Annotated in this window: 5 protein-coding genes; 2 read left to right on the plus strand and 3 right to left on the minus strand. The window is 64.3% G+C overall.

The window, feature by feature from the left end; all coding sequences use genetic code 11:
• Nucleotides 1-243: 243 nt before the first annotated feature.
• The 3 genes from ACZYVJ_RS24960 to ACZYVJ_RS24970 all read right to left on the minus strand — a co-directional run bounded on the left by ACZYVJ_RS24960 (nt 244) and on the right by ACZYVJ_RS24970 (nt 6,613).
• On the minus strand, nt 244-3,156 hold the full coding sequence (locus ACZYVJ_RS24960) for an MMPL/RND family transporter (RefSeq protein ID WP_463833792.1): 2,913 nt from the start codon (nt 3,154-3,156) through the stop codon (nt 244-246).
• A gap of 89 nt (nt 3,157-3,245) precedes the next feature.
• On the minus strand, nt 3,246-6,137 hold the full coding sequence (locus tag ACZYVJ_RS24965) for an MMPL/RND family transporter (protein WP_463833793.1): 2,892 nt from the start codon (nt 6,135-6,137) through the stop codon (nt 3,246-3,248).
• The gene (locus ACZYVJ_RS24970) at nt 6,134-6,613 is read right to left on the minus strand and encodes an MmpS family transport accessory protein (RefSeq protein WP_463833794.1); all 480 of its coding nucleotides are present in this window, start codon (nt 6,611-6,613) and stop codon (nt 6,134-6,136) included. The genes ACZYVJ_RS24965 and ACZYVJ_RS24970 overlap by 4 nt, the downstream gene beginning before the upstream one ends.
• Before the next feature lie 809 nt (nt 6,614-7,422).
• Between ACZYVJ_RS24970 and ACZYVJ_RS24975 the strand changes: the two genes are divergently transcribed.
• Entirely contained in the window at nt 7,423-7,653 is a 231-nt protein-coding gene (locus ACZYVJ_RS24975) for an MbtH family protein (protein ID WP_297600973.1), read from the plus strand.
• A gap of 40 nt (nt 7,654-7,693) precedes the next feature.
• The coding region (locus tag ACZYVJ_RS24980) for an amino acid adenylation domain-containing protein (protein WP_463833795.1) at nt 7,694-14,136 on the plus strand (6,443 nt) is incomplete at its 3' end.

Here is a 14,136-nt window from a genome sequence, read left to right on the forward strand (position 1 = left end):
GGTATGAGTATTTCACGGTGCGAAGTGGCGTGCGGACGGTATAGGCAGATAGCAATAGGGGAGATGGCCCATGCCTTTCCTCGACGATGGTCGCAGATTGCGCTGACGCGCCCCAAACCTGTTCGCAGCGGGGAAGTTCCGAACGTGCCGGGCAAAATCATTGGCGTCCAATCTTTCTCGTCGCGCTTTTCGCGGAGGGCGCTGACCGCCTCGCTATCCGGCATACGAAACGACGAGGACCACCTAGACGGTCGGCCTGGCGATCGGGATCTCGGCCGTGGGGGCGTCCATGTCGTCGTCGTGGAGCAAGGTGCGTACCGACTGACGCGTTCCCACGGAGCGAAGCAGCCGGCTGGCCGGCCTTTGCCGAACCACTTGCGGCCACCAGAACCACCGCCCGAGCAGGGCGGCGATGGTGGGCGTCATGAAGGAGCGCACGATCAAGGTGTCGAACATCAGCCCCAGGCCGATCGTGGTACCGACCTGACCGATGATGCGCAGGTCGCTGACCACCATCGAAGCCATGGTGAACGCGAACACCAGGCCGGCATTCGTCACGACCTTACCGGTGCCGCCCATCGCGCGAATAATGCCCGTATTGATGCCCCCGGCTAGTTCCTCTTTCATGCGGGATACCAGCAGCAGGTTGTAGTCGGAACCGACCGCCAACAAGACGATCACCGACATCGGCAGCACCATCCAGTACAGCTTGATGCCGAAGATGTACTGCCAAATCAGCACCGACAGCCCGAACGATGCACCCAACGAAAGCGTCACCGTGCCCACGATGACCAGGGCGGCCACAAAACTTCGGGTCAGGATGAGCATGATGATGAAAATCAGGCACAGCGCACCGATGCCGGCGATGAAGAGGTCGTAAGTGGAGCCGTCCCGGAAGTCCTTGAACGTCGACGCGGTACCCGCGATGTAGATCTTGGCGTTCTCCAACGGCGTGTTCTTGAGCGACTCTTCGGCTGCCAGCCTGATCTTGTCGATGCGGTTGACGCTCTCAGAAGTCGCGGGATCGCCTCGGTGCGAAATGATGAAGCGAGCGGCCTTTCCGTCCGGAGACAAGAACTGGGCCATCGCACGCTTGAAGTCCGCATTGTCGAAAATCTCGGGTGGCAGATAGAACGAGTCGTCGTTCTTGGAATCGTCGAACGCCTGCCCCATGGCGGTGGCGTCCTTGCCGTTGCTGTCCATCTGGCCGAGGATGCCGGACATGGTGCTGTGGTTGGTCAGCATCATGCTCCGCATGTCCTCGGCCATCGCGATCATCGGCGGGTATTGCTCGAGCAGCTGAGGCATCAGCTTGTCCATATTGTCGAGGTCTTGGAGCAGAGTGACCATCTTGTCGCTGAGCGTGTCGACGCCGTCAAGAATCTCGAAGATCTGCCGCAACGACCAGCAGATCGGGATGTCGTAGCAGTGCTTTTCCCAGTAGAAATAGCTACGCAGCGGCCGGAAGAAATCCTCGAAATCTGACATCTTGTCGCGAAGCTCCCAAAGAACCGCGGCCATTTCTTTGGTCTTCTGGATGGAGTCGTGCGTGATGTCGGTGAGGCGCTTCTGCAGTTCATAGATGCGCCTCATGATCTCGATCTGTTTGGCCATCATGTCCGCTTGGACAAGCATGTCGTCCATGCGCGCCCGCATGTACTTGATGTCTTCGCCCATCGTCGCCTGCTGCATGCTGAGCAGGAACGGAATCGAGGTGTGCTGGATCGGTGTTCCCTCGGGCCGCGTTATGCCCTGCACGCGAGAGATCCCATGAACCCCGAAGATTGCCTTCGCAAGTCGGTGCAGCAACAGAAAATCTGCCGAGTTCCGCATGTCGTGATCGGATTCGATCATCAAAATCTCGGGCATCATGCGCGATTGATTGAAGTGGCGGTCCGCGGCCGCGTAACCGACGTTGGCCGGAACGTTGTCGGGCATGTAGAGCCGGTTGTTGTAGCTCGTCTGGTAGCCGGGCAGGGTCACCAGGCCGACCAAGGCGACCGCAATGGTCGCGCACAGAATGGGCGCGGGCCAACGGACGATCGCCGTGCCGATCCGCCGCCACCGGCCGAACCCGATCGCGCGCGTCGGATCGAACAACCCGAAACCGCTTCCGACGGTCAGCACCGCCGGGACCAACGTCAGCGCGATCACCACCGAGATCAGCATGCCCACGGAGCAGGGCAAGCCCATGGTCTGGAAGATCGGCATGCGGGTGAAGCTCAGGCACAACATCGCCCCGGCGATGGTCAGACCGGAACCCAAGACCACGGGGGCGACGCTGCGATAGGTGGTGAAGTACGCCGTTTGCCGATCTTCGCCTGCCTGGCGCGCCTCCTGATAGCGGCCGAAGAAGAAGATCGCGTAGTCGGTGCCGGCGGCCATTGCCAGGGCCACCAGGAGGTTGACTGCAAACGTTGAGAGTGCCATCCAATTGTTATTGGCGATAAAGGCGATGACACCGCGGGCGGCGAAGACCTCAACCCCCACGGTGAGCAACAACAAAATGACGGTCGTGATCGAGCGGTACACCATGAGCAGCACGATGAAGATGATCAACGCGCCGATCATGGTCATTTTCAGAATGGATCGGTCGCCGGCGAGTTGCATATCGGAGAACAGCGCCGACGGACCGGTGACGTAGGCCTTGACTCCGGGGGGCGGTGGGGTCCGTGCGATCACGTCGCGGATCGAGGCCACGGACTCCTGGCCCAGGGTCGTGCCTTGGTTGCCGGCCAGATTCAACTGCACATAGACGGCCTTGCCGTCCGGGCTCTGGGCGCCCGCCGCGGTGAGGCGATCGCCCCACAGGTCCTGCACATGCTCGATATGCTTTGTGTCGCTTTTTAATTCAGCAATCAGCTTGTCGTAGTAGGCATGTGCCTGGTCGCCAAGCTGCTGCTGTCCCTCCAGGACCAGCATCGCGAAGCTGTCCGAATCGGATTCCTTGAAGTCGCGGCCCATGCGCTGCATGGCCTGCACCGCCGGTGCGTCCTGAGGGGCGAGCGGCACCGAATGCTGTTGCCCGACAATCTCGAGACGTGGCACACCGAACGTCACCAGCAGGGTCAGCGCCACCCACCCGATGATGATGAACACCGCAAGGTGGCGGATGGACCGCGCGAAGCGCGAAGGCCGGGGTGGATGCGTGGTCATAAGGCCTCCGGCAGGCCGACGACGCTATTGCCCTGTGTCACAGTGTTCCCCACGGTCGCTGCTCCCATCCTGAAGTGGAAAGCCGCCACTTATTGCGGCTGCTTCAGGAGCAGTGAACGCACCAACGGACGGGGGCCGGTGGGCCGCAGCATCGTACTGGCCGGGCGGGGGCGCACCAGCTGTGGCCACCAGAACCAGCGCCCCAGCAAGGCGGCGACGGCCGGCGTCATGAATGCGCGCACGATCAGCGTGTCGAATATCAGGCCCAGGCCGATCGTCGTACCCGTCTGCCCGATGCTGCGCAGGTCGCTGACCACCATCGAAGCCATCGTGAAGGCGAACACCAGGCCGGCGTTCGTCACGACCTTTCCGGTACCGCCCATGGCGCGGATGATGCCCGTGTGGATCCCGGCACCTATTTCCTCCTTCATTCGGGATACCAGCAGCAAGTTGTAGTCCGAACCCACCGCCAACAGCACGATCACGGAGGTGGAAAGAACCGTCCAGTGCAGCTGCATGTGCAACAAGTACTGCCAGACCAGCACGGACAGCCCGACGGACGCGCCAAGTGAAAGCAGAACCGTGCCGACGATCACCATGGCGGCAATGAAGCTTCGCGTCATGATCAGCATGATGATGAAAATGAGGCAGAGCGCGGATACGCCGGCGATCAAGAGGTCGAATTTAGATCCGTCCACCAGATCTTTGGTAATCGCCGCGGTACCGGTCAGATAGATCTTGGCATTCTCCAGGGGAGTGCCCTTAAGCGCTTCCTCGGCGGCCGTCTTGATCGGTTCGACCCGGGAGAGGCCTTCGGGTGTCTGCGGGTCACCCCGCTGCGAGATCAGCAGACGGACGTCCTTGCCGTCCGGCGACATGAACACCTTCTCGACCCGTTTGAAGGAGTCGGAGCCGTTGATGATCCCGGGCGGGAGATAGAACGAATCGTCGTTCTTGGAGGCATCAAACGCCTGCCCCATGATACTGGGATCCTTTGAGCTCGAATCCATTTGACCCATGACGCCGGACATGGTGCTGTGCATGGTCAGCATCATGGTGCGCATGCTCGACATGGTTTCGATCATGGGTGGGATCTGCATGACCAGCTGCGGCAGCAGGGCATCCAGCTCATCCAGGTTCTTCACCAGGTCGCCCAATTTGTCGCTGATCTCGTCGACGCCGTCGATCGCGTCGAAAATGGATCTCAGGGAGAAGCAGATCGGAATGTCGTAGCAGTGCTTTTCCCAGTAGAAGTAGCTGCGGATCGGGCGCCAGAAATCCTCGAAGTCCGAAACGTGATCACGCAATTCCGATGTGATGTCCTGCATTTCATGCGTCGTCTTGACCATGTGGTGCGTTGTGGCGACGAGTTCTTTCATCAGGTCCAGCATGTGCTGCATGATGCCGATCATCTTTCCCAGCTCATTGGCTTGGGTAAGCATGTCGTTCATGCGGTCTTTTTGGAAAGCCATGTTCTGCATCTGGCTCGCCTGACCCATGCTGATGATCCAGGGAATCGTCGTGTGCTGCAGCGGGGTCCCCTCAGGGCGCGTCACCGTCTGCACGGTCGCAATTCCGGGGACCGCCAAAACGCCCTTGGCGAGTTTATTGATGACCAGCATGTCCGTCGGATTACGCAGATCATGATCGGTTTCGACCAAAAGAATTTCGGGCATCAGCATCCGCTGACCGGGGAAATGCCGAGCCGCGGCCGCATACCCCACATTGGCGGGAATATTTTGCGGAATGAATTTCTGGTCGTCATAGCTGGGCTTGTAATTCGGCAGAGTCAACAGCCCGATCAGCGCGACAGCCAACGAGGCGATGAGGATGGGCGCCGGCCACCGCACGATCGCCGTACCGATCCGTCGCCACCTGCGGACCGAGACCGCCCGCCGCGGCTCGAACAGCCCGAACCGGGCGCCGGCGGCGATGAGGGCGGGCCCCAGCGTTATCGCGACCAGGACCGCAATGGAGATACCGACGGCACAGGGGATACCGAGCGGTTGGAAGAAGGGCAGCCGGGTGAAGCTGAGGCAGAGCACCGCGCCGGCGATGGTCAAACCAGAGGCCAAAACGACCTTCGCGACACCGTTGAATGTGGTGTAGAAGGCCTCTTCCCGACTTTCGCCGGCATGCCGCGCCTCTTGATATCGGCCGACGAAGAAGATGCCATAGTCGGTTCCTGTCGCGATGACGGCGGCGACCAATAGGTTGACGGCAAAAGTGGTAAGGCCGATTAGCCCGAGGTGCCCGAGTAGCGCGACCATTCCGCGCGCTATCTGCAACTCCAGGCCGACGATCAGCAACAGCAGAATGACCGTCACAATCGACCGATAAACGAGCAGCAACGTCAAAAAGATCACGGCGAGGCTGGCCAGCGTCACCAGGATGATGGTCTTTTGACCCGCAATATTCATGTCCGCGACGATGGGCGCGGGCCCGGTCACGTAGACCTTCAATCCCGGTGGGGGCGAAGCCTCCTGGACGATCTTTCGAACAACCGCCACGGATTCGTCACCCGCGGCCGCACCCTGGTTACCGTTCAGGTTCACCTGAACATATGCGGCCTTACCGTCCTGGCTCTGCGCGGCGCCGCGGGTAAGCGGATCGCCCCAGAAGTTCTGGACGTGCTGCACATGCTTGTGATCGTCTTCCAGAAGCTTGATCAGGCGGTCGTAATACTTGTGCGCGTCGTCGCCGAGTTGCTGCTGGCCCTCCAGCAGGATCATCGCCAGGGCACCGGAATTGGTCTCGTTGAAGTCCTTGCCGAGGCGCTCCATGGCCTTGAAGGACGGTGCGCCCAACGGACTCAGCGATACGGCATTCTCCGCCTCGACCTGGTCCAGCGAAGGGACGCCGACGCTGATGAGGACGGCGATCGCGAGCCAGCCCAAAATGATGGGAATCGACAGGCGATGGATGATCCGCGCTATGCGTGGTCGCGCGGCCGGCTGGGTCTCCAGTTGCGGGGCACTCATGTGGCCGTCAACACGCAGTAGGTGAATGCATTCAATTCGTGCGAGATCCTCTCGGCTTTGACGACACCGTCGACCACGATGCGGCAGCCGAGACTATCGCTGTTGCCCTGCGCGACCACATTTCCCACGATCGAAGGCAGCGTCGTCGAGATGTCGAACGTCCACGGCAGCTCGATACCGTTGATGTGGTTCGGCTCGCCGTTGGCGTCAAAATAGCTGATGTCGGCCATCGTCCCGGCGGGCCCGAAGACCTCATACTTCACGTGCTTGGGGTTGAACGGCTTGGTGTCTTGTTGCCTGGACTCGGCGTAGGACGGGCGCTTCTCGGAGCCGAAGACGCCGTGCAACCGCGAGACGGTCATACCTCCGGCGACGACGACTGCGACGATGACCAGCGGTATCCACAGCCGGCCCAGGACACCGAAGAGGCCAGGTCCCCTCTTGACACGAGGACGCTGCGCGCCGCTTTGCTGCATGTCCGCAGTTGAAGATCGACGACCAAAGCCTAGGAAACGACGCTGGCTAATGTCTCGTCCTTCCGCGATGGTGTTGTCGGGCCGGGCCCGGACATCCGAATCGACCACTGCACCCCCTTCAGCCGTGTCCATGCCCGCGCAGTCCCAGCCGCTCGGACATGCAACTACACACCGGTCGCGACACGCCAGATTGCAGCGCAGCGGATGTGGTGCACGCGGCCGACCAGTCGTGCCTCGGACACCTCTGCGAGCCCCGCCCCCGGGGAGCGCGACCAGGTCTTGATGAGTAAACCACGCCCGTCGCTTCCGTATCAGTGCTTTGGCAACGCGATACGGGATCGTAATGCCGATCGCGTGCGTAAACGGCATTTTGCTGAGCGTCCGAATGTCCTTCGTTCACTTCATCTTCTTCGCAAAAGCCGCCCACTCACCTAAGCACAGCGGGTGCACGGTGTCACCGGGTGGGGCGACCCCCGGGCGGCGTTGCCAGCACCCTGCCAGGTTTCGCCTCTTGGTGATTTTCCCGGCCCCTAGGACGTCGGCTAGGGTGTCTGGCGACAAGCACAAAAACTTCATCGGCCTGAAGGACGTGCCTGCCCCAATAGCGACCTTTCGCAACCAGCGCCATTGATGCAGGTCACTGCAGCGAATTCCGGGGCATCGGGGCCCCGTCGCACACCAATCACTGGACGGCGTCAACACCTTCTAGGTCACACCAGGAACTTTGTCCAAACCACGGGCGAGCGCCTTGGGGCTCAACTATGGTTTGGACCTGTTCCACTCATGTCCACTATGCATCCTGGAGAATTGTGAGCATCAATCCATTCGACGACGACAACGGCAGCTTTTTCGTCCTGGTGAACGACGAGGAGCAACACAGCTTGTGGCCGGCCTTCGCCGATGTTCCAGCTGGCTGGCGGGTGGTCCACGGGGAAGCCGACCGAGCTGCGTGTTTGGAATACATCGAGCAGCATTGGCCGGACATTCGGCCGAAGAGCCTGCGCGACAGGCTCGCAACGGGTCGGGGTTTTGACCAGTAACGAGTCGGGGTATGGGGCGGGTGGAGACTTGGGGGAGTCGATGGAGAGGGAAGATCGGGCACTTCCGCTCACGCGGGGGCAGCTTGATATCTGGTTGTCCCAAGAGGCCGGGTTCGCCGGCACGCAGTGGCAGCTCGGTCTCCTGGTCAAAATCGACGGCGTCGTCCATCGCGATGAGTTCGAACAGGCGATCACCCAGGCTGTCGACGAGGCCGAGCCGGGCAGGGTCTCGTTCCTCGAGGTCGACGGCCAGGTGGTGCAGAAGCCGGTCCGCTACCCGCTCGTCGAGCTGACGTTCGACGACCTGAGAAGCGCGGCTGACCCCGTGCAGGAAGCCCGTGAAAGGGCTTCGTCAATCCAGCGCACGCCGATGGCGTTGAACGGCCAGCTCTTCAAATTCGTGCTGTTTCAAACAGGGCACGAGGAATTCTATTTGTTTGGTTGCTGCCACCACATCGCCATCGACGGTCTGGGCATGGCCCTTGTCTGCCGCCGGGTTGCAACCATTTACACCGCCATGGTGGCCGGAAAGCCGATTCCCGATGCCTACTTCGGTTCCACGCAGGACTTGGTGGACCTGGAGTCGGAGTACGAAGCCTCCGAGGACTACGCCGAAGACAAGGCCTATTGGAGCGAGCACCTGCCGCCGGAGAGCGGACCGATTGATCGCCTGCCCGAGGCCGCGGGCGAGCGCGACCATTACTCGCCATCCGCGTCCGTTCAGTTGGACCCCGCGGTCGCCAACCGCATCAAGGAGCTGTCGAAAAAGCTTGCCATCCGTCGCTTTTCGGTCACCACCGCCGCGTGCGCCCTTCTGGTGCGCGGGTGGTCCGGTAGTGGCTCCGAGGTGGCGCTCGACTTCCCCGTCAGCCGGCGCGTGCGGCCGGAGTCCAAAACGCTTCCCGCGATGCTCGCCGGCGTGGTGCCGCTGGTCCTGGCGACGGAGCCGCAATCGACCGTCGCCGATTTCTGCAAGCACGTCGACAAGCGGATTCGCGAGCTGTTGCTGCATCAGCGCTTCCCGGTGCACACCCTCGAGGGCGACGGGCTGCGCCAAGCGCCGAATCGGGTCGGCATCAATTTTCTCCCGATGAGGTTGACGCTGGACCTCGCCGGCTCGCCGGCGACCGCGTCGTACACGAATCACGGCCCGGTCGGGCACTTCGGACTGTTCTTCCTCGGCGCCGGTGACCAGCTACACCTCAGCACCGCGGGCCCGGGTCAGCCGTTCGCCAGCTTCGGTGTCGGCGACCTGGCGGGGCGGTTGCAGCAGATCCTGGAAGAGATGACCGCCGACCCGGAGCGGCCGTTGTCGTCGATCGATCTCCTGACCCCCGACGAGCCCGCCCTGCTGGACGAGTGGAGCAACCGGCCGGCGCTGCACGAGCCCGTGCCCGCCCCCGTGTCGATCCCCAAGGCATTCGCCGAGCACGTGCAAAGCACGCCCGAGGCCGTCGCGGTGACCTTCGGCGACCGCTCCCTGACGTTCGCGGAACTCGACGAGGCCTCCAACCGGTTGGGCCATCTGCTCGCCGACCGCGGAGTCGGCCCGGGGGACTGCGTGGCGCTGCTGTTCCCCAGGTGCGCCGACGCCATCGTCTCGATGATGGCGGTGCTCAAGACCGGGGCTGCGTACGTGCCGATCGATCCGGCGCACGCGTCGTCGCGAATGGATTTCGTGCTTGAAGACGCGGCACCCAGCGCGGTGATCACCACGGCGGAGCTGCGCTCGCGGCTCGACGACCATGACGTGCTGGTCGTCGACGTGCGCGACCCGGCCATCGAGAGCCAGCCCAACACCGCCCTGCCGCTGCCGGCGCCCGAGAACACCGCGTACATCATCTACACCTCCGGAACCACCGGAACCCCCAAAGGCGTTGCCATTCCTCATCTCAACGTCACCTGGCTGATCGAGTCGCTCGACGCCGGATTGCCCCAGGGGAACGTGTGGACGCAATGCCACTCCTCAGCCTTCGACTTCTCGGTGTGGGAGATCTTCGGCGCCCTGCTACGTGGTAGGCGGCTGCTGGTGGTGCCCGAATCGGTGGCGTCCTCGCCGGCGGATCTGCACGACCTGCTGGTCGCGGAGAAAGTCAGCGTGCTGACCCAGACCCCGTCGGCCGTGGCGATGCTGCCGGCCGACGGCCTGGAGGCCACGGCGCTGGTGGTGGCCGGCGAGGCCTGCCCGACCGACGTCGTCGATCGCTGGGCGGCGCCCGGCCGAGTGATGCTCGATGCCTACGGTCCGACCGAAACCACCGTGTGCGCGTCGATCAGCACGCCGCTGGTGCCCGGATCGCCGGTGGTGCCGATCGGGTCCCCGATAGAGGGCGCGGCGATGTTCGTGCTCGACAAGTGGCTGCAGCCGGTGCCCGCCGGCGTGGTCGGCGAGTTGTACCTGGCGGGTCGCGGCGTCGGGCACGGCTATGTGCGCCGGGCCGGCCTGACCGCATCGCGGTTCGTGGCCAACCCCTTTGGCGGCCCGGGCGCGCGGATGTACCGCACCGGCGACCTGGTGTGCTGGGGCGCCGACGGGCAGCTGCAGTACCTGGGCCGCGCCGACGAGCAGGTCAAGATCCGTGGCTACCGCATCGAACTCGGCGAAATCCAGGCCGTGCTGGCCGGACTCGATGGAGTGGACCAGGCCGCGGTGATCGCCCGCGAGGACCGCCCCGGCGACAAGCGCCTCGTCGGCTACGTCACCGGAACCGCCGACCCGGCCGCGCTGCGCGCCACGCTGGCCGACAAGCTTCCGCCCTACATGGTCCCGACCGCGGTGATGGTGTTGGACACCCTGCCGCTGACCGGCAACGGCAAGCTCGACAAGCGCGCCCTGCCGTCGCCCGAATACGCCGCGAGTGAGTACCGGGCCCCGGCCGACGCGATCGAGGAGATCCTGGCCGACATCTATGCCCAGGTGCTGGGCGTGGAGCGCGTCGGTGTCGACGACTCCTTCTTCGACCTCGGCGGCGACAGCATCCTGTCGATGCAGGTGGTGTCCCGGGCCCGCACGGCCGGCGTAATCTGCCGCCCGCGAGACATTTTCGTGGAGCAGACGGTCGCTCGCCTGGCGCGGGTGTCCGAGGTGGCGGCCGACGGAGAGTTCGGTGCGGCCGACGAGGGGATCGGGCCGGTGGTGGCCACCCCGATCATGCGTTGGCTGCAGACCATCGACGGCCCGATCGACGAGTTCAACCAGACCATGGTGCTGGCGGCTCCCGCCGGCGTGAGCGAGGCCGACGTGGCGGCGGTGCTTCAGGCGCTGCTGGATCGCCATCCCATGCTGCGGCTCCGTGTGCAGGACGACGGTGCCGGCGGTTGGTCCCTGGAGACACCCGAGGTGGGTTCGGTGCAGGCCGACGACTGCCTGCGCGTGGTCGACACGTTGTCCGACGCGGCGCTGATCGAGGCGCGCCGCCGGCTCAATGTGGCCGACGGTGCGATGGTGAGCGCGGTATGGGCAAGTACGACAAGCCAATTGGCGTTGGTCATTCACCACCTGGCCGTGGACGGCGTGTCGTGGCGGACCCTGATTGAAGACCTCAACATCGCCTGGGCCCAGCTTCACAACGCCCAGCCGGTGGCCCTGCCCGCACCCGGAACGTCTTTCGCCCGTTGGTCTTCGCTGCTCGCCGACTACGCGCAGAGCTCTGCGGTGACTGCGCAGGCCGACACTTGGCGGCAGGTGGCCGCCACCCCGGCGGCACTGCCGGCGGTGCAGGCCGAGGACACCTACGCGACCGCCGGGCAGTTGACGGCGTCGCTGGACGTCGAGACGACCCGGCTGCTGCTGGGGGAGGTGCCCGCGGCGTTTCACGCTGGGGTGCAAGACATTCTGCTGATCGCGTTCGGGCTGGCGTTCACCGAATTCTTGGGTGAAGCCGCTTCGATCGGTATCGACATCGAGGGGCACGGCCGCCACGAAGAGGTGGCCTCCCGCGTGGACCTGTCGCGCACGGTGGGCTGGTTCACCACCAAATACCCTGCGGCGCTGAAGATCAACGGCACCCTGGACTGGTCGAAGGTGGTCGCCGGTGAGGCCGCGCTAGGCGCGGTGATCAAGGACGCCAAGGAGCAACTGCGCGCCCTGCCCGACGGGCTGACCTACGGGCTGTTGCGTTACCTGAACACCGAAGTCGACCTCGACGGCCCCGACCCGGTGATCGGGTTCAACTACCTGGGTCGGTTGGCCGCGGGAGCCGACCTCTCCGAGGACATGTGGCGGGTCAGCGAGGACAGTCTGTCGTCGGCCGGCGTGGCCACCGCGGTGGCAATGCCCTTGGCGCACACCGTGGAACTCAACGCCGGCACCATGGACACCGAGGCCGGGCCGAACCTGCACGCCAACTGGCGCTGGGCGCCGTCGGCGCTGACCGACGAGCAAGTAAACCGGTTGAGCCAGTTGTGGTTTGAGGCCCTGACCGGGATCTGCGCGCACGTGCGCAACGGCGGCGGCGGGTTGACCCCGTCCGATATCGCCCCCGCGCGCCTGGACCAGCAGCAGATCGACGAGCTGTGCCGGCAGTACCAGATAGCCGACGTCTTGCCGCTCAGCCCCGTCCAGCAGGGGCTGCTCTTCCACACCAGCTTCGCGCAGGAACTCGAAGACCTCTACGCGGTGCAGCTCGGCATCACCGTGAGCGGTTCCCTTGACCCGCAACGGCTTCGCGACGCGGTGCAGGCCGTCGTCAACCGCCACCCCAACCTGGCGGCCCGGTTCCTCGACGAATTCGGCGAGCCGGTGCAGATCATCCCGGCCAAGCCGGTGATGGCGTGGAACTACGTCGAGCTGAACGGCGGCGACATCGACGAACAGGTCGAGCAGCTGTCCGCGGCCGAACGCACCGCCGTCTGCGATCTGGCCGGCCAGCCGGCCTTCCGGGCCGCGTTGATCCGCACCGCACCCGACCGGCACCGATTCCTGCTCACCATTCACCACATCGTCATCGACGGCTGGTCGCTCCCGGTCTTGATGCGCGAGGTGTTCGCCGGCTACTACGGCGAGCGGCTGCCCGCGCCCCCGTCGTATCGCAGCTACCTGATGTGGCTGGCCGCTCAGGATCGAGCGGGCGCCCAAACGGCCTGGGCCGAGGCGCTCGAGGGATTCGAAGCACCCACACTGGTGGCACCGCCGGGCAAGATCGGCCGGCGTGCCGTTGCCGCCTATACGGTTTCGGCTGACACCACGCGCGCCCTGGGCGAATTGGCCCGCTCCAGCCGCACCACCGTCAGCACCGTGCTGCAGGGTGCGTGGGCGCAACTGCTGACCTGGTTGACCGGCCAGCACGACGTGGCCTTCGGCACCGCGGTGTCGGGCCGGCCCACCGAACTGCCCGGCGCGGACGCCATGGTCGGTTTGTTGATCAACACCGTTCCGGTGCGGGCCAACATCGCCGCCGCGACCACCGTCGCCGACCTGCTCGAGCAGCTGCAACGCGTCCACGCCGAGACCCTCGAGCATGAACACTTGGCGCTCAACGAGATTCACCGCGTCACCGGTCACGACCAACTGTTCGACACGCTGTTCTTGTACGAGAACTACCCGATCGATGCCGGTGCGTTGCTGGGCGTCCAGGAGTTGGCCGTCACCGAATTCAGCAGCCGCGAATTCAACCACTACCCGCTTTCCGTGGTGGCCACGCCGGGACACGAACTGAGCCTGCGCGTCGAGTACGACACCGAGGTGTTCGACGCGTCCGGCGTCGAGACGCTGATCGAGCGGCTGCGTCAGGTCATGACCGCCATGACGGCCGATCCAGCACAACGGCTTTCGTCGATCGATCTGCTCGACCCCGCCGAGCACGAGCGGCTCGACGCCTGGGGCAACCGGGCGATGCTGGCGCGCCGGCCGCGCGGGCAGGCGTCCATTCCGGCGTTGTTCGCGGCGCAGGTGGCCCGCGCCGCCGACGCGGTGGCGATCACCTGCGGCGAGCGGTCGTGGACCTACCGTGAGGTCGAAGAGTCGGCAAACCAATTGGCGCACTTGCTCGCCGAGCAGGGTGCCGGTCCGGGTGAGCGGGTAGCCGTGGTGATCCCGCGGTCCGCCGAAGCGGTGATGGCGATCTTCGCCGTGCTCAAGACCGGGGCGGCCTACGTGCCGATCGACCCGGGCGTGCCCGAGGCACGGTTACAGTTCGTGCTCGGCGACGCCGCGCCGGTCGCGGCGGTGACCACCGCCGAGGTGCGCTCCCGGCTGGACGGGTTCGACGGCCTGATCGTCGACATCGACGACCCCGCCGTGCGTACCCAGCCGACGACGGCCCTGCCGGTGCCGGCTCCGGAAAACATCGCGTACATCATCTACACCTCGGGGACCACCGGAACCCCGAAGGGCGTGGCCATCCCGCACCACAACGTGACGTTGTTGCTCGAGACACTGGATGCTCAGCTCGGGTTGGGCCAGGTGTGGACGCAATGTCATTCGCTGGCGTTTGACTTCTCGGTATGGGAGGTCTTCGGGTCATTGTTGTACGGCGGCCGCCT

Source organism: Mycobacterium sp. IDUB_3 (assembly GCF_055419585.1).